Source organism: Stenotrophomonas maltophilia (assembly GCF_001274595.1).
GTDB lineage: Bacteria > Pseudomonadota > Gammaproteobacteria > Xanthomonadales > Xanthomonadaceae > Stenotrophomonas > Stenotrophomonas forensis.
This window is the reverse complement of sequence record NZ_CP011010.1, coordinates 149,821-166,789: the sequence shown is the minus strand read 5'-3', so window position 1 is coordinate 166,789 and position 16,969 is coordinate 149,821. Positions and strand designations below refer to the sequence as shown.

The 16,969-nt window shown below is 68.3% G+C and carries 16 protein-coding genes; 4 read left to right on the top strand and 12 right to left on the bottom strand.

All coding sequences use genetic code 11. The features are described from left to right. Positions 1-9 precede the first annotated feature (9 nt). From VN11_RS00710 to glnA, 3 genes are all read right to left on the bottom strand, one after another. Complete coding sequence (locus VN11_RS00710) at positions 10-1,440, bottom strand: ammonium transporter (protein ID WP_053448448.1); 1,431 nt, start codon at positions 1,438-1,440, stop codon at positions 10-12. A gap of 22 nt (positions 1,441-1,462) precedes the next feature. Further along, positions 1,463-1,801 (bottom strand): P-II family nitrogen regulator, encoded by a 339-nt coding sequence (locus VN11_RS00705; RefSeq protein ID WP_004134334.1) that lies wholly within the window; start codon positions 1,799-1,801, stop codon positions 1,463-1,465. A gap of 323 nt (positions 1,802-2,124) precedes the next feature. Continuing rightward, positions 2,125-3,534: a type I glutamate--ammonia ligase gene (gene glnA / locus VN11_RS00700; RefSeq protein ID WP_004153533.1), complete on the bottom strand. Its 1,410-nt coding sequence runs from the start codon at positions 3,532-3,534 to the stop codon at positions 2,125-2,127. 223 nt (positions 3,535-3,757) lie between these two features. Between glnA and VN11_RS00695 the strand changes: the two genes are divergently transcribed. The 3 genes from VN11_RS00695 to VN11_RS00685 all read left to right on the top strand — a co-directional run bounded on the left by VN11_RS00695 (position 3,758) and on the right by VN11_RS00685 (position 6,057). Next, positions 3,758-4,552: an undecaprenyl-diphosphate phosphatase gene (locus tag VN11_RS00695; protein WP_053448447.1), complete on the top strand. Its 795-nt coding sequence runs from the start codon at positions 3,758-3,760 to the stop codon at positions 4,550-4,552. Positions 4,553-4,625: 73 nt separating this feature from the next. Continuing rightward, positions 4,626-5,453, top strand: coding sequence for an META and DUF4377 domain-containing protein (locus VN11_RS00690; protein ID WP_053448446.1), 828 nt, complete (start codon positions 4,626-4,628; stop codon positions 5,451-5,453). A gap of 142 nt (positions 5,454-5,595) precedes the next feature. Next, a complete protein-coding gene (locus tag VN11_RS00685; RefSeq protein ID WP_053448445.1) occupies positions 5,596-6,057 on the top strand; it encodes an META domain-containing protein in 462 nt (153 codons plus the stop codon). 124 nt (positions 6,058-6,181) lie between these two features. Here VN11_RS00685 and VN11_RS00680 read toward each other — a convergent pair whose 3' ends face one another. The 9 genes from VN11_RS00680 to VN11_RS00640 all read right to left on the bottom strand — a co-directional run bounded on the left by VN11_RS00680 (position 6,182) and on the right by VN11_RS00640 (position 15,157). Beyond that, complete coding sequence (locus tag VN11_RS00680) at positions 6,182-6,793, bottom strand: YbhB/YbcL family Raf kinase inhibitor-like protein (protein ID WP_053448444.1); 612 nt, start codon at positions 6,791-6,793, stop codon at positions 6,182-6,184. Positions 6,794-6,803: 10 nt separating this feature from the next. Then, complete coding sequence (locus VN11_RS00675) at positions 6,804-8,873, bottom strand: tetratricopeptide repeat protein (protein WP_053448443.1); 2,070 nt, start codon at positions 8,871-8,873, stop codon at positions 6,804-6,806. 56 nt (positions 8,874-8,929) lie between these two features. Next, the gene (locus VN11_RS00670) at positions 8,930-9,964 is read right to left on the bottom strand and encodes a YheT family hydrolase (RefSeq protein WP_080357202.1); all 1,035 of its coding nucleotides are present in this window, start codon (positions 9,962-9,964) and stop codon (positions 8,930-8,932) included. Positions 9,965-9,971: 7 nt separating this feature from the next. After that, the gene (locus VN11_RS00665) at positions 9,972-10,763 is read right to left on the bottom strand and encodes a lysophospholipid acyltransferase family protein (RefSeq protein ID WP_053448442.1); all 792 of its coding nucleotides are present in this window, start codon (positions 10,761-10,763) and stop codon (positions 9,972-9,974) included. A 120-nt stretch (positions 10,764-10,883) separates the two neighbouring features. After that, a complete protein-coding gene (locus VN11_RS00660) occupies positions 10,884-11,318 on the bottom strand; it encodes a hotdog fold thioesterase (protein ID WP_004153521.1) in 435 nt (144 codons plus the stop codon). Between the two features lie 10 nt (positions 11,319-11,328). After that, on the bottom strand, positions 11,329-13,383 hold the full coding sequence (locus VN11_RS00655; RefSeq protein WP_053448441.1) for a phospholipase D family protein: 2,055 nt from the start codon (positions 13,381-13,383) through the stop codon (positions 11,329-11,331). Then, positions 13,380-13,997, bottom strand: coding sequence for a YceI family protein (locus VN11_RS00650; protein ID WP_008266732.1), 618 nt, complete (start codon positions 13,995-13,997; stop codon positions 13,380-13,382). Before VN11_RS00650 ends, VN11_RS00655 begins: the two co-directional genes overlap by 4 nt. Before the next feature lie 4 nt (positions 13,998-14,001). Beyond that, complete coding sequence (locus tag VN11_RS00645; protein ID WP_008265580.1) at positions 14,002-14,478, bottom strand: SixA phosphatase family protein; 477 nt, start codon at positions 14,476-14,478, stop codon at positions 14,002-14,004. 49 nt (positions 14,479-14,527) lie between these two features. Further along, on the bottom strand, positions 14,528-15,157 hold the full coding sequence (locus tag VN11_RS00640; RefSeq protein WP_053448440.1) for a ParA family protein: 630 nt from the start codon (positions 15,155-15,157) through the stop codon (positions 14,528-14,530). A 123-nt stretch (positions 15,158-15,280) separates the two neighbouring features. Between VN11_RS00640 and VN11_RS00635 the strand changes: the two genes are divergently transcribed. After that, positions 15,281-16,765 (top strand): AAA family ATPase, encoded by a 1,485-nt coding sequence (locus tag VN11_RS00635; protein WP_040006739.1) that lies wholly within the window; start codon positions 15,281-15,283, stop codon positions 16,763-16,765. Positions 16,766-16,969: the final 204 nt, after the last annotated feature.

Here is a 16,969-nt window from a genome sequence, read left to right as displayed (position 1 = left end):
GCCGATACCTCAGGCCTCGTAGGCGGACTCGCCGTGCGAGGTCACATCCAGGCCGGTGCGCTCTGCTTCCTCGGTGACACGCAGGCCGACCACGCTGCGCACCACCAGCAGGATCAGCGTGGTCACCACCGCCGACCACAGCACGGTGAGGCCGACGCTGACCACCTGCACCCACACCTGATGGGCGATATCCAGATCGGCCTTGGTGCCGCCCAGCGACTGTGCGCTGAACACACCAGTGAGGATGGCACCGACGATGCCGCCGACACCGTGCACGCCGAACACGTCGGCGGTGTCATCCACCTTCAGCAGGCGCTTGAGACCGGTCACACCCCACACGCAGACCACGCCGGCGACGAAACCGATCACGATCGCGCCAAGCGGACCGACCGTTCCGCAGGCCGGGGTGATGCCAACCAGGCCGGCCACCGCACCCGAGGCGGCGCCCAGTGCCGACGGCTTGCCCTTGCCGATCGCTTCCACCAGCGTCCAGCCAAGCACGGCAGCGGCGGTGGCCAGCACGGTGTTGAGGAAGGCCAGCGAAGCCACGGTATCGGCCGCAGCAGCGGAGCCGGCATTGAAGCCGAACCAGCCCACCCACAGCAGCATCGCGCCGATATAAGTGAACGGCACGTTGTGCGGCTTCAATGCGGTCTGGCCGTAGCCCAAGCGTTTGCCAACGAACCATGCGGCGACCAGGCCGGCCACGCCCGCATTGATGTGGACCACGGTGCCGCCGGCGAAATCGATCGCACCCAGTTCACCCAGGTAGCCACCACCCCAGACGATGTGCGCCATCGGGATGTAGCTGAGGGTGAACCACAGCGCCGAGAACAGCAGTACCGCGCGGAACTTGATGCGTTCGGCGAAGGCGCCGACGATCAGCGCGGTGGTGATGCCGGCGAAGGTCGACTGGAAGGCCACGAACAGGTAGTCCGGCAGGCCCTTGATCGGCGTGTTGCCGACCGAGTCGGGGGTGAAGCCCTTGAGGAAGGCGAATTCGGTGAACGAGCCGAAGAACGGATTGCCGGCGCTGAACACCGCGCTGTAGCCATACGCCACCCACAGCAGCAGCACCAGCGAGAACACCACCAGGATCTGGCTGAGCACCGACAGCACGTTCTTCGAACGCACCAGGCCGCCATAGAACAGCGCCAGCCCGGGCACCACCATCAACAGCACCAGCAAGGTGGAAGTGAGCATCCACGCGACGTCGCCGCGGTCATAGGCGGCAGCCGCTTCGGCCACCGCAGGTGCGGCGGCCGCCGCAGCCGGGTCCTGCAACGACTCAACCGCAACGGTTTCGCTGGGCAGCGGTGACACCTGGGCCTGGGCGTGGGCACTGCCCGGCCATGCCCCGGCGGCCAGCGCGCTGAGCAGCATCAACAGGCACACGATATGGAACCGGGCTTGCCACCCGGTGAGAAGGCGCATCTTCATGGGGGAATCTCCGGAAGGGGGATTACAGCGCGTCGGCACCGATCTCGCCGGTGCGGATGCGGATGACCTGTTCGACGGCGGTGACGAAGATCTTGCCGTCACCGATCTTGCCGGTGCCGGCCGACGACTGGATCGCCTCGATCACCGCATCGGCACGCTCGTCGGTGACCACGGTTTCGATCTTGATCTTGGGCAGGAAGTCGACGACGTACTCGGCGCCGCGATACAGCTCGGTGTGGCCCTTCTGGCGGCCGAAGCCTTTCACTTCGGTCACGGTGATGCCCGACACGCCTGCGTCGGAGAGGGCCTCGCGGACCTCGTCGAGCTTGAACGGCCGGATGATGGCGGAGATCAGTTTCATGCGCATGTCCCGAGGGTGGATGGGGCCAGCGCGCCAGCGCGCGTTGGCATCAGGCAACCACCGGCCATCAGGATGATGGCCGCGGCTGTTGCACCGGACACGTACAGGGCCGGGACGGCCGTGCCTCTCTCCTTGCACGACCGACGCGGGAGGGAGGGCGGCCCTGGTCGCGTATCCGGTCTCTCTCTTGCCCCTGGATCAGGGGTCAGAGCCCGTTCGTGAACGAAAGGGATCCGACCCCGATCTGACCGCGGCTCCCCAGCCGCGAAGTCGGAAGCGATGGCGGCGGGTGGGAGGGGGAAGCCCACCGCCATCGCCACCGGTCAGCTGGCGTAGTACAGCTGGTATTCCAGCGGGTGGGTGGCCGCGCGGAACTTGGTCACTTCCTGCATCTTCAGCGCGATGTAGCCGTCGATGAAGTCATCGCTCATCACGCCGCCGGCCTTCAGGAACTCACGGTCCTTGTCCAGCGCTTCCAGCGCCTGGTCCAGAGAGGAGCAGACCTGCGGGATCAGCTTCTCTTCTTCCGGCGGCAGGTCGTACAGGTCCTTGTCGCTCGGTGCGCCCGGGTCGATCTGGTTCTTGATGCCGTCCAGGCCGGCCATCATCAGCGCGGTGAAGGTGAGGTAGCCCGACTGGATCGGATCCGGGAAGCGCATTTCGATGCGGCGCGCCTTCGGGTTGGACACCCACGGAATGCGGCACGAGGCCGAACGGTTGCGCGCCGAGTAGGCAAGCATCACCGGGGCTTCGTAGCCCGGCACCAGGCGCTTGTAGCTGTTGGTACCCGAGTTGGCGAAGGCATTGATGGCCTTGGCGTGCTTGAAGATGCCGCCGATGTACCACAGCGCCAGCTGGCTCAGGCCGCCGTAGCCGTCACCGGAGAACAGGTTGGTGCCGCCCTTGGACAGCGACTGGTGCACGTGCATGCCGCTGCCGTTGTCGCCGACGATCGGCTTGGGCATGAAGGTGACGGTCTTGCCGTTGCGGTGCGCGACGTTCTTGATCACGTACTTCATGCGCAGCAGTTCGTCGGCCTTCTGCACCAGGGTGCTGAACTTGGTGCCGATCTCGCACTGGCCGGCGGTGGCCACTTCGTGGTGCTGCACTTCCACTTCGATGCCGACCTGCTCCAGCGTCTTGCACATTTCAGCGCGCAGGTCGTGCAGGGTGTCGGTCGGCGGAACCGGGAAGTAACCGCCCTTCACGCCGGGACGGTAGCCGCTGTTGGCGCCGTCGTACTTGGCGCCGCTGTTCCACGCCGCTTCTTCCGAGTCGACCTGGAAGAAGGTGTGGCCCATTTCATTGGCGAAGCGGACCGAGTCGAAGATGAAGAATTCCGGTTCCGGGCCGAAGAACGCGGTTTCGGCGATGCCGGAGGACTTCAGGTAGGCCTCGGCGCGCTTGGCGATGCCGCGCGGGCAGCGGCCGTACGGCTGCATGGTGGCCGGGTCGAGGATGTCGCAGCTGATCACGATGGTCGGATCGGCGTAGAACGGGTCGACGTAGGCGCTGGCGGTATCCGGCAGCAGCACCATGTCCGATTCGGCGATGCCCTTCCAGCCGGCGATCGAGCTGCCATCGAACATCTTGCCTTCTTCGAACAGCGACGGCTCGACGATGCTGACCGGGAAGGTCACGTGCTGCTCGACGCCACGCATGTCGACAAAGCGCAGGTCGACGAACTCGATCTGGTTGTCCTTGATCAGCTTTTCTACGTTTTCCACGGACATCGGTACGACCTCGGATGGGGATGAATGCCTGCTGAGGTACAGCAACGACCGTGCCAACTTTTCACTGGCTGCAAGTCATTGATTTCAAACAGGGCGCCCCGTCGCGGTGCAGAACGGTCCGCACCAAACGGGTGCGCCCGCCACCAGACGCACCCGTTTGGTGCAGCAGGGATCGTCTATCCTCTCGACCTTCTTCCTTCCGCCGCGCGTGCACGCACCGTCCATGTCCGACCTGCTCTCCGCCCTGCTGCTGGGCATCCTCGAAGGCCTCACCGAATTCCTGCCGATCTCCAGCACCGGCCATCTGCTCATCGCCCAGCACTGGCTGGGAGCCCGCTCGGACTTCTTCAACATCGTCATCCAGGCCGGCGCGATCGTGGCCGTGGTGCTGGTGTTCCGCCAGCGCCTGCTGCAGCTGGCGACCGGCTTCAACCAGCGCGAGAACCGCGACTATGTGTTCAAGCTGGGCGCCGCCTTCCTGGTCACCGCCGTGGTCGGCCTGGTGGTGCGCAAGGCCGGCTGGTCGCTGCCGGAAACGGTCAGCCCGGTGGCCTGGGCCCTGATCATCGGTGGCGTCTGGATGCTGCTGGTGGAGGCCTACACCGCGCGCCTGCCCGACCGCGACCAGGTGACCTGGACGGTGGCGATCGGCGTGGGCTTGGCGCAGGTGGTGGCCGGCGTGTTCCCCGGCACTTCGCGCTCGGCCTCGGCGATCTTCCTGGCCATGCTGCTGGGCCTGAGCCGCCGTGCGGCCGCCGCCGAGTTCGTGTTCCTGGTCGGTATTCCCACCATGTTCGCCGCCAGCGCCTACACCTTCCTGGAAATGGCCAAGGACGGAAAGCTGGGCAGCGAGAACTGGACCGACGTGGGCGTGGCGTTCCTTGCCGCTGCCGTCACCGGCTTCGTCGTAGTGAAGTGGCTGATGGGCTACATCAAGTCGCACAGGTTCACCGCCTTCGCCATTTACCGCATCGCGCTGGGCGCGGCGCTGCTGCTGTGGTTGCCGTCCGGCAGCTGAACAGCGCCGGGGCCCGGCAACCCCGTTGCCGGCCCTACCCCGTTTCCCCCACGGTTCCCCAAGGAGAATCACCATGAACCGCAAGCTCACCCTGCTCCTCCCGCTGGCCCTGATGGCCGCCTGCAGCCAGACCCCGGCCCCGGCCGGCACTGGCGGCGACGACGTGGCCCCGGCCGCGGCCAAGGCAGCAGACCAGCAGACGCTGGCGCACCTGGATGCGCAGCGCCTGCAGAGCCAGCACTGGCTGCTGCAGCAGGCCACCGCCGCCGACGGCAAGCGCATCGATGCGCTGTTCGCCCGCGAAGACAAGCCGGTCACCCTGGACTTCGCTGATGGCCGCCTTTCGGTCAGCAACGCCTGCAACCACATGGGCGGCAGCTACACCCTGGCCGACGGCAAGCTGACCGTGGGCGCGATGGCATCGACGATGATGGCCTGCACCGACAAGGCGCTGATGGCGCTGGACGAGGCTGTGTCGAGCCGCCTGCAGGGCGAGCTGAAGGCCGAGCAGGATGCCGGCGGCAAGCTGACCCTGACCACCGCCAAGGGCGACGTATTGGTGTTCAACCCGGAGCCGACCGCTGAAACCCGCTACGGCGGCGCCGGCGAAACCGTGTTCCTGGAAGTGGCGGCCAAGACCGAGAAGTGCTCGCACCCGCTGATCCCGGACTACCAGTGCCTGCAGGTGCGCGAGGTGAAGTTCGACGACAAGGGCCTGAAGCAGGGCGAGCCGGGCAAGTTCGAGAACTTCTACGGCAACATCGAGGGCTACACCCACGAAGACGGCGTGCGCAACGTGGTGCGCGTGAAGCGCTACGAAGTGAAGAACCCGCCGGCCGATGCGCCGTCGCAGGCATACGTGCTGGACATGGTGGTCGAGTCGGCCGTCGAGAAGAAGTAAGACGACAGAAGGGCGGCCGAGAGGCCGCCCTTCTTCATGGTCGGTAGGGCCGGCCGCTGGCCGGCTGCCCTGCGCGGCACCGCCAACACACGGATGTTGCCGGCCAGCGGCCGGCATTACCCACGTGCATCGGGAGATCGGCATGAAGCACGTCCCCGTCCTCATCATTGCGGCACTGCTGGCCATGTCTGCGGACGTGGCCGCTGCCAGCACGCCCGGCATCGATCAGCTTGAAGCACACCTGTGGCAACTGGTGCGCGCCACCGACGCGCAGGGCCGGCGCATTGACGCGTTGTTCGTCCCGGGCCACGCGCCCTACACGCTGCGCTTCCGCTCCGGTTTCATGAGCGAGTTGAACCTGTGCAACCACGCCAGCAGCCAGTACCAGCTGCAGGGCAATCACTTGAACCTGCGCAACGGCGTGCAGACCACGGCCGAGTGCATCGATCCGAAAATGACCACGCAGCAGAAGCGCGCGCGAATGCTGATGCACGGCGGAGGGTCGGCGCCGATGCTCGAGCTGGGCGAGCGGGGCACGCTGACGGTGCGCAACGCGCAGGGCGATACCGCGGTGTTCGAACCGGCATCGCTGCCGGAGGAATGAAAAGGGCGGCCGGGTGGCCGCCCTTCCCGTCGGTGGTAGAGCCGGCCGCTGGCCGGCTGCCATGGGCGACTGCGGCAACACACGGACGTTGCCGGCCAGCGGCCGGCACTACCCGACAACAGCCTCAGCCCAGCGCCGGGTTCAGCGTGTAGGTTCCGTGCAGTGCCGCTTCGGCCAGCACGTGACCGTGCATGGCTCGATACGCGTCGGCGGCGGTGAAGCGTGCCGGCAGCTCCAGCGAGGCCACGTCCAGCGCGAACACACGGAAGAAGTAGCGGTGCACGCGCTCGTCGTTGAAGGGCGGATAGGGACCGTCGTAGCCCAGGTAGTCACCGGCCATGTCCGGATTGCCGGCAAACCAGCCGGTGAAGTCATTCAGGCCCTGGCGACTGCCGTCCGGGCCGGCCGGCGCGGGCTTGCCCTTGACCACGAAGCCGTCGCTGCAGCTGCCGGCGGCAATCTCCTGCACCGTGGCCGGGATATCGGCCATCACCCAGTGCACGAAATCGCAGCGCGGCTGGTCACGCGGCACGCTCATGTCGCTGCGGCCGACCGTGTCCGGCACGGTCGGCACGTCCGGGTCCACGCACACCAGCAGGAACGAACGGGTGCCGGCCGGCGCCCCGCTCCAGGCCAGGTGCGGGTTGCGGTCCGGGGCGAAGCCGTTGGCGTCGCCGGCGGCGAACGCGCGGTCGATCGGCGCGCCGTGGGTCAGGCTGTTGCTGCTCAGCTGCATTGCACTCTCCTCACTCTTCCGGGTAACCCAGGCGCACCGCAACCGGGGTGAGCTGGGCGAAGGCGGCGCTCATCACGTCGCGGTAGTTGCGCCAGTGGCCCGGCGGCAGGCGCGGAGCGCCCAGCTGCGCAGCCGGCGGCATCGGCCGCTCGAACAGGCGGCCCAGCAGTTCGGCCATCGCATGCGGGTCGTTGCCGATCTGGTCGATGCGCAGCAGCACGTGCGGATACAGGTCTTCCTCGTGCAGCGTGGCGACCTGGGTCAGTGCGCGCGTCAGCCACTCGCTGGCTTCGGCCAGCGAGGTCATCGCCAGCGGTGCAGCGGCACCGTAGGCCACCCAGTCCAGCAGCATGTCGCGCGGATCACGCAGCACCAGCAGCAGGCGCCCCTGCGGCAACTGCGGGCGCAGCGCCCACAGCAGGGCGTTGTCCCACCACAGCAGCCAGTCGATCACGGTGTCGCTCTGCAGGCCACGCGCCGGCAGCTGTTCGCGCCAGCGCTGCACCAGCCGCTCCGGCGTCAGCACACCCGACGCCAGGTCCTGCAGCGTGTTGAAGTTCTGGAAGGCGTCATCCGGTGGCGTGTTGGTGTAACGATCGCTGCGCAGCACCGGGCTGGCGGCAGCCAGGCCAGTCGCCACGCGCTCCACGCCCGAGCCGGGCGCGCCCCACAGGAAGATCGGTGCGGAACTGGCATCGCCATCGATGCTGCCCTTGTCCGGCCAGCTCGGTGGTGCCTTGGCCTGCGGCGGCAGCGGCAAGCGCTGCGGCGCCTGCTCGGCCTGCAGCGACATCCAGGTGCGCAGCGCTTCCTGCGGCTGCCCGGCGCGATCCTGGATCTCGCCCAGCCAGGTTCGCAGGTCGGCGCGGTGGGCCTCCGGTGCCTGCTCGATCAGCGCCTGCACGCGCGCGACCGCGGCGGCCGGGTCGCGCTGCAGCAGCCCTTCGACCAACCGGGTTTCGCCGCTGACGCGGCCCGGTTCCAGGCTGACGATGCGCTCGGCGATCGCCTCGGCCTGCGCGCGCTCGCCCACCATGTCGTGCAGGCGCAGGCGCGCTTCCAGCGCCGGCAGATGCGCCGGCATCGCCGCCATCCAGCGCTCGACGGCGGCCACTGCGCTTGCGCTGCCCACCTGCTCGATGGCCAGCCGCGCCAGCCACACGTCGTGCAGCTGGTCATGGGCTTCCAGCACCGCATCCAGGCGTGCGCGCGCTTCATCCTCGCGGCCCAGGCGCTGCCACGACATCAGCAGCAGCTGCAGCACCTGGCGGTCTTCCGGCTGGATGTCCAGCAACGGCAGCAGATGGTCCAGCGCCTGCAGCGGCTGGCTGTTGCGCAGCGCCAGTTCGCCGGCCAGGCGACGCATCGCCGGCACGTCCAGCTCCGGCTGCTGCAGGGCGACCTGCGCGGCTTCGGCCGCAGCCGGCACGTTGCCCTGGCGCAGCGCCAGCTGCACCACCAGGCCGTGCAACGAGGACAGTGACGGGTTCAGTTCCAGCACGCGGCGGAACGACTGCTCGGCGAATGCCAGCATGTCCTTGCCCAGATAGGCGAAGCCCAGTGCGTACAGCACGCGGGTATCGTCCGGCAGCGCCTTGCTGGCGGCCGACAGCAGTGCCAGCGCGCGGTCGGCATCGCCACGGCGCAGCGCGACCATGCCGTCGATGGTCAGTAGTTCCGGATGCTCCGGTTCCACGCGCCCGGCCAGGGTCGACAGGCGCTGGGCTTCGTCGAAGTCGTTGCGGCCGATCGCCAGGTGCGCCTGCATCAGGTAGGCGGAGAAGGCGTTCGGATCGAGGCCAGTGGTACGCAGCAGCGCCTCGTCGGCGCCTTCGAACTGGCGCAGTGCCAGCAGCAGGCCGGCGTGCTGCAGGTGCAGCTGGGCGTCGTCCGGGGCCAGCCGCAGCGCCTGCTGCAATGCCTCCATCGCGGCTTCGGCGTTGCCCTGCTGCTGCAGCGCAAGCGCCAGCCAGCGGTGGGCATCGGCCAGGCCGGGTTCGTCACGGGTCCACGCCTGGGCCAGCTGCACGGCCTGGTCGGCCTGGTTCTGGCGCAACGCTTGGATGATCTGGTCTTGCATGGCAGTCCGCTTCAAGTGCAAACCGGCATTGTAGCGGGCTGCGTGCCGCTGCCGGTTCAGGCCTGCAGGACCCGCTGCAGGCGTTGCGCGACCCAGCGCTCGGAGAAGCCATCGCCCCGCCAGTTCTCGATGAAGCCGCAGTGGCCGCCCCAGCAGGCGGTTTCCAGGTGCGCCTGGCGCGGCAGCTGCCAGTCATTGAAGGTCGTATACGGAATGACCGGATCATCCTGCGCCATCAGGATATCGGCCGGCACCTGCAGCGTGGACAGGCGGTCGCCGGCAATCGAGTAGCCGTCGAAGTACGCCTGCAGCGAGCCGAAGCTGGTGTGGCGCTCGACCAGCCAGGCGGTCAGTGCGCGGATGTCCAGCTTCAGCACGCGGTCGTCGCAGTCGCTCAGCTCGGGGAACAGGTCGCGCTTGCGGCGCAGCGAACCGGCCCACTTGCGGCGGAAGTACCAGTCGTACATCGCCGGGCCGTTCTCGATGCTTTCCATGGTCAGTGCCGGGTCCAGCACCGGGCAGACCGAGGCCACGCGCTGCAGCGGCACGCCGGCGGCCGGCGCGCGCAGGGCCAGGCGCAGCACGAAGTTGCCACCCAGCGAGTAGCCGGCGGCCACCAGCGGCAGCTGCGGCCAGCGCTGGGCGATATCGCCCGCAGCATGCACCACTTCATCGATCAGGTTGGAGTGGAAGATGCCGCGGTTGAGATGATGGGTGTTGCCATGGTCGCGGAAGTTCAGCCGCACCACGTCGAAGCCCTGTTCCAGCATGCGCGCGGCGGCCATGCGCATGTAGCTGGATTCGGCACTGCCTTCCCAGCCGTGCAGCAGCAACGCCATGCCTTTGGGTTCGCGGCCTTCGACATGGCTGTGCCAGCCCTGCAGGCGCACTCCGTCGCCACCGTCGAGAATCAGTTCCTCGCTGACCGCACCCGTGGCCGCCAGCAACAGCAGGCCGCGCTGCAGGCGCATGCGGCTGGAGCTGAGCATCGACTGCAGGTGCGGATTGCGCAGCCAGCGCGGCGGCTGGTAGTCAGCCGCGTGCAGCGTCGGCGTGCCGGCGTCCAGTACTGGTGGCGGGATCAGGGCCACCGTGCGCTCACCCGGTGCTCATGGCCGCCACGATGCGCGCGCGCGAAGTCTCCGCGATGCGCCGACGGCCTTCCAGGTCCTGCGCACCGATCGGTGCCAGGAAGTGCACTTCCGCACGTCGCGCCGGCTCACCGAGCAGGCGCAGGAAATTGGCGAAGAAGCTCTCGCCGGGGCCGAACGCGACGATGGTCTGTGCGTCGCCCTTCACTCCGTAGACCAGTGCCACCGGCTGCACCGGCACGCCGGTCTCGACCGCGGCCTGGAAGATGCGGGCATGGAACGGCCCCACTTCGTGGCCGCCGCGGGTGCGTCCTTCCGGGAACACGCCCACCGCCTTGCCTTCGCGCAGGCGGTCGGCCATCACCTGCATCACCCCACCGAGCGATTCGGTGTTGCCGCGCTGGTGGAAGATGGTCTGGCCACGCGCGGCCAGCCAACCGACCAGCGGCCAGCTGGCGATCTCGCGCTTGGCGACGAAGCCCATCATGCGCTGGCTGTGCAGGATGCAGATGTCGACCCAGCTGACGTGGTTGGCGACGAACAGCACCGCGCCGGGCAGCGGCTGGCCGATCTGCGCCAGGCGGAAGCCGAAGATCCACATCAGCCCGCCCTGCCACCAGTTGACCACCTTGGCGCCGAAGGTGGCGTCGCCCACGCGCAGTTCGCCCCACGGGGGCAGCATGCCGATCAGGATGAGCGGCAGGAACACGATGATGTGGACCAACAGCAGCGGTACGCGGTACAGGTAACGGCACACACGCGCCACGCCGCCACGGGGGGCCGGAGTGGGGGAAGTCATCCGCGCACGATACCGGAGGGCCGTCATCGCTGCCAGCCGATTTAGGCCATAACACCGATCGACCGGGGCAATCGGCGGGGAACGCTGGGTTCCGCCGCCGTCAACGCGCCTGCCAGGGGCTCAGCCGTGGCCGGCGGCCACCACCGCCAGGGTCAGCCGCGAGATGCATACCAGGCGGCCCTGCTCGTCCTCGATGCGGATCTCCCACAGCTGGGTGCTGCGGCCCACGTGCAGCGCGCGGGCAGTGCCGGTGACCGTGCCCGAGCGGACCGCACGCACGTGGTTGGCGTTGATCTCCAGGCCCACGCAGATCTGCTTGCCGGTCTCCACGCACAGGTTGCCGGCGCTGCTGCCCAGGGTCTCGGCCAGCACCACCGAGGCGCCGCCGTGCAGGATGCCGTAGGGCTGGCGGGTGCGTTCATCCACCGGCATGGTGGCCTGCAGCCAGTCCTCGCCGGCCGCACTGAAGACGATGCCCAGGGATTCAATCGCCGTGCTGCGGCTGAGCGCGTTGAGCTGCTCGATGGAAACGGCTTCGCGGAATACCTGGGCCATGCGGGTACCTTCAGAGGATGGGAACGAGGCCGGCGCCGAATGCGGTCAGCATGCGCACCAGCAGCCACTTGGGGCCGACGTTGACTTCGGGGAAGTCGCCGACGGCGACGTAGCAGGTGTGGAAGGCCGGGTCCTGCCGCGGCAGCGGCTGCGGGCACTCCGGGCCGGGCTTGAATTCGTAGTCGGTGGCATAGCGCCAGGGCCAGAAATCGAGGATCGGCAGCGCTTCGGACGCCTTGCCGACGCTGTAGTTCAGGCCCGACAGCACCGGCGGCTTGGCCCGTGGCGCCACCGTCCAGGAGTTCTGCGGATGGGTATCGCGCAGGATGCTCTGGGCCAGCTGCTCGGCAAACACCGGGTCATCGATGATCACCGCGCCTTCGGTGTTGTAGTTCTCGCTGCGCGGATCGAAGTTGTGGGTGCCGACCACCCCGATACGGCGGTCGACCACCAGCGACTTCGCATGCAGGCCCATGCGCGCGCCCTTGCGGGTGACCGGCAGCGGCTTGTTGACCGCCTTGCTGCCGAGGAACGACGGTCGCGTCTCGGTACGCAGCAGCCGCGTTTCCACTTCGCTGCCGGCGGCGCGGCGGCGTTCCCTCGCATTCTGGTAGGCGCTGCCGGTGCGCGGGTGGTTCACCACGGCCTGTTGCTTGCTGGCCGGTAGCGTGCGCCCGGTGCTGCCCCCTCCGGCATTGCTGCCGGCGGCACTGCCGCCGAGCAACGGATTGCGCCCGCCATCGTCCTCGCCGTCGGGTGCGGTGATCGGGTCGGGCAGCAGGTTGCGGTAGTCGACCGGCGCATCCAGCGGGAACGGCTTGTATTCGAAGATGTTGAAGCCCAGTTCGCGCATGTTGCGCCGCTTGTACTTGTACGACAGCGCATACACGATCGGGTTGTCGGTGGCCGCCAGGCTGTTGCTGGACACCACCACGCGCGGGGGCTGCGGGCGCTTGCGCAGCTCGCGGAACAGTTTCTGCGCCGGCTTTGACAGCACCAGGTAGGGCGTCTGCAGGATCACTTCCTTCTGCGCGCTGGCAATCAGTGCATCCAGCTGCGGTTCGGTCACGTGCTGGCCGGCCAGCGGCGCGTCGGGCTGCTCGCGGCGGTGCTTGCGCGGCAGGTCGGCCACGTAGCGCACCGAAGCCACCGGCAGCGCGGTATCGACGAAGGAACGGGTGACGAACTCGTTGTCGTTGGCCTCGGCGCTGACCCGCTGCACCCGTTCCGGGCGGCGGAAGGTGGCCGGCGGCAGGGTCGGCACGCCCTCGCGCAGCAGGGTGCGGCCGACGTCGTTCAGGCGTTCGGCCGGCACGCTGCGGTGGGCGCGCCAGAACGCATCGAAGTTGGCCGCCATCGCACGTGCTTCCGGGCCGGCGATCAGCACGTCGCGGTCGCGGAAGTTGTACTCGCGGTCCCAGTCGTAATAGTCGTCCTGGTAGTTGCGGCCGCCGACCACGCCGATCGCATCGTCGATCACCAGCAGCTTGTTGTGCATGCGCTGGTTGAAACGGCGGAAGCAGCACAGCACGCTGCCGGCGTAGTCGAAGTAGTTCAGCCGGGCTTTGCCGAAGGTCGGGTTGTAGACCCGCAGCTGGAAGTTCTGGTGCGCACCGGACAACGCACCGAGGATCTGCAGGTCGGAGATCGCCGAGAGCTGGTCGATCAGCACCCGCACCTTCACCCCGCGGCGCGATGCGGCCAGCAGCTCGTCGATGACCAGCCGGGCGCTGTCGTCCTTGTCGAAGATGTAGGTCTGAAGGTCGATGCTGCGGGTGGCGCTGCGCAGCAGGTTCAGGCGCGCCACCAGGGCACCTTCGCCTTCATCCAGCAGGGTCGCGTAATGCCGCGGCCGCTCCGGGGTGGATTCGGTGAACGCGCGGCCGGCCAGCGCCCGCAGCGGCGAGTCCTGTGCGCAGCGGTCGGCACGCTGGCAATCGACCACGGCCGAGCGCGCCTGCACGGCGATCGCTTCGGCACGGTCGCGCTCGGCATGCGAGAGCGATGCACAACCACTGCCCAGCAACACGGTTGCCAGCGCCAGTACACGCAGCAGGAGGTTCACGGTTTCGGCGCCTCGCTCAGGCGCGCACGCAATACGAAGGTCACTCGGTCACTCAAGGCAAGCTGCCAGCTGTCCATGCCATACCGGCCTCGCTGCACGGTACCGCGGCTGACGACGTCGCAATCATAGCCGGGTCGGGCGCACTCCGCCTTCTCGACCTTCAGTTTCTCCGGGTGGCTGATCCCGCGCAGGGTCAGGCGGCCATCAATGTCGCCCCCGTTTTCCACGGTCTCCGGCCAGTACGGCAGCGAGTCGAACTCGACCACCGGATGACGGCCGGCATCGAAGAATTCCTCGCCCCGCATCCAGCCGGTATAGCGCGCCTTGCCCGGGATCTCGACCGAGCGCGTGAACATCTTCAGGTGCACCTGGTGCCGGCCATCGGAAAGGATCTCGATGCGGCCCTCGAAGTGCGGGAACACGCCTTCGATGCGTTGCCCGAACCGGGTGCGCACCTCGAAGCCGATCTGCGAACGCACGGTATCCAGGCGCAGCATGCGCGGGGCTTCGGCCGCCACCGGCGGCAACGGGGTCGGCGGCGGCACCACGGCCCAGGCCGGGCCCAGTGCCAGCAGCGCGGGCAGCAGCAAGCGGCCGCGCCGCGCCAGGCTCATCGGATCACGGCCACCAGAACGCGTTCAGGCTGGCCACGCCCGGTTCAATCGCAGACTCACGCGGGAAGCCGAGCACGGCGATGCCGGCCGGCGGCATGCCGCGGTAGTCGCTGCTGCTGCCCTCGGTCATCAATGCCACCAGGCGCTCCAGGCCCGGGTTGTGGCCGACGATCAGCACCCGGTCGAGGTCACGGCGATCATCCACCAGAGCCGCCAGGGTGCCGGGGGTCGCTTCGTAGATGCGGTCTTCCAGGCGCTTCTCGACGTAGCCGATGGTGCCAAGCACGGCTTCCAGGGTCTCGCGGGTACGCCGCGCCGGCGAGCACAGCACGCAGTCCGGCAGCAGGTTGTTTTCCTTCAGCCACTTGCCGGCGGCTTCGGCTTCGGCCAGCCCCACCGGCGACAGCGGCCGGTCGAGGTCGGCCTGGCCGGGGGTGGCCGGTTCGGCATGGGCATGGCGCAGCAGGATCAGTTCACGCATCGCGGGTTTCCATGAAGAAGAGGATGCATCAGGAAAAGTGACGCCGATATCAAAGTTTCAGCCACGACAGCAGGGGCTCCCAATCGGCCTGGTGTTCGCGCACCTGGGCCGAGCGGTAGTCGAACAGGCTGCGGCCGAGGCCGGTCATGACCACGTAGCTCTGGCTGTCACGCAGCTGCGCGACCACCGGGTAGGGCCATTCGGCCAGCATCTGCAGGGCCTGCTGCGAAGTCTGGGTCCAGGGCTTGGTACGGTTCAGGACCAGGCCGACCGGCAGCTTGCGGCTGTGCACCCGCGGGTTCTGGGCCAGGCTGTTGAGGAAACCGACGATGGCCTCGATGTCCAGCGCCGAAGGCAGCACCGGCACCACCACCGCGTCGGCAGCGTCAAGGAAATGGGGGATATCGTCGGCCAATGCCCCCGCAGGCGCATCGATGATGACGGTTTCGGTGCCGTCGGGCAGCTTCTGCGCCCAGTGCTTCTTGCGATGCACGTCGATGGGAAGCACCGCGCTTTCCAGCCCGGCACGCCGTTGCGCCCAGCGGGTGCTGGAGCCCTGCGGGTCGGCATCGGCGATCACCGTGGCCTTGCCCTGCAATGCCGCGTACGCGGCCAGGTGGGTGGCGACGGTGGTCTTGCCCACCCCGCCCTTGGAACCGGCCACCAGGATCGTCTTCATGCCAGCCTCGCTTCCGGGTACGTGCCCCGAGCGTACACCGGCGGTGGTGACGGGAGGTAGCGCCGCGCTGAACCTGTACCGCTTGGCTTTGCTATCGTGGCGCCCCCGAAGGATCGAACCGGCATGAGCGAGCTGCAGGACCTGAGCGCACTGATCCGCGCCAATACCCCCCTGATCGTGATCGAAACCCAGGACGAGGGCCGCATCGTCGAGCTGTTCCGGCAGACGCTGATGCACGTGTGGCGGGCGCTGCACCGCTGGTCGATCACCGAGGGCCTGCGCCGCATCGACCTGGACAGCGAAGACCCGCCGGTCGGTCCCCCCGATGCCAGCGCAGCCCTGCAGATGATCCGCCAGGCGGATCAGCGCGGGGTCTACCTGCTGCTCGATTTCCACCCCTACCTGGGCTATGCCAGCCACCAGCGCGCGCTGCGCGACCTGATCCAGCGCCGCCACAGCGAGCCGCACGTCCTGGTGCTGATCGGTGCGAAGGTGGAACTGCCGGCCGAGCTGGAAGCGCTGGCGGTGCGCTTCAACCCGCGCCTGCCCGATGCCAATGCGCTGTTGAAGATGCTGCGCGAGGAGGCCGACGCCTATGCACGCGAGCACGGCGGACGCCGCGTGGAAGTCGACAGCGAAGCGGTGAAGAAGATCCTGAAGAACCTGCAGGGCCTGAGCCTGGTGGATGCCCGGCGCATCGCGCGCCAGCTGATCTACGCCGACGGCGCGCTGCGCGACGACGACCTGCCGCAGCTGGCACGGCTGAAGTTCGAGCTGCTCAACCGCAGCGGGCACCTGTTCTTCGAGCATGACAGCGCGCGCTTCGGCGACGTGGCCGGGGCCAACCGGCTCAAGCGCTGGATCAACCAGCGGCGGGTGGCGTTCATCGCCGGCTCGGCACCGGCCGGGCTGGACCCGCCGCGCGGCATGCTGCTGCTGGGCGTGCAGGGCTGCGGGAAGTCGATGCTGGCCAAGGCCACCGCCGCCGGTTTCGGCGTGCCGCTGCTGCGCCTGGACGTGGGCGCGCTGTACAACAAGTACCACGGCGAGACCGAGGCCAACCTGCGCCAGGCGCTGGCCTCGGCCGAACAGCTGGCACCGTGCGTGCTGTGGATGGACGAGATCGAGAAGGGGCTGGCAACCGGTGGCGAGGACGGCGGCGTGTCGCGCCGCGTGCTTGGCTACCTGCTGACCTGGATGGCCGAGCGCAAGGCGCCGGTGTTCATCGTCGCCACCGCCAACCAGGTGCACGAGCTGCCGGCCGAACTGCTGCGCAAGGGCCGTTTCGACGAAATCTTCTTCGTCGACCTGCCCACCCCGGATGTCCGTGTGGAACTGCTGCGACTGCACCTGGGCCGGCGCCAGCTCAACGCCGATGACTTCGCACTGCCGGCGCTGGCCGCGGCGGCGAACGGTTTTTCCGGTGCCGAGATCGAACAGGCGATCGTGGCCGGCCTGTATGCAGCGCATGCGGAAAGCCGGCCGCTCGACACCGAGCTGCTGATGACCGAGATCCGTGCCACGCGGCCGCTGTCGGTGCTGATGGCCGAGCAGGTGGAGGCGCTGCGGGCGTGGGCGTCAGGGCGGACGGTTTCCGCGGACGACTGAGGGGTTTACCGCGAACGGCGCAGCCCCTCGTGGCGGGTTGGCCGTGAACATCAAAAGCCGCGCCTGGCCGGGCGGGGTGGGTTCGCGGGGGACGCCGTGAACCCCCTCCGGGGCCCGGCCCAGCCGCTGGCGGCTGTGCGTTCGGGCGCTCGCGAAGCAGTGCTTCGCAAGCAAAGCGCCCTCACCCCTGGGGGCTTGGCCGCG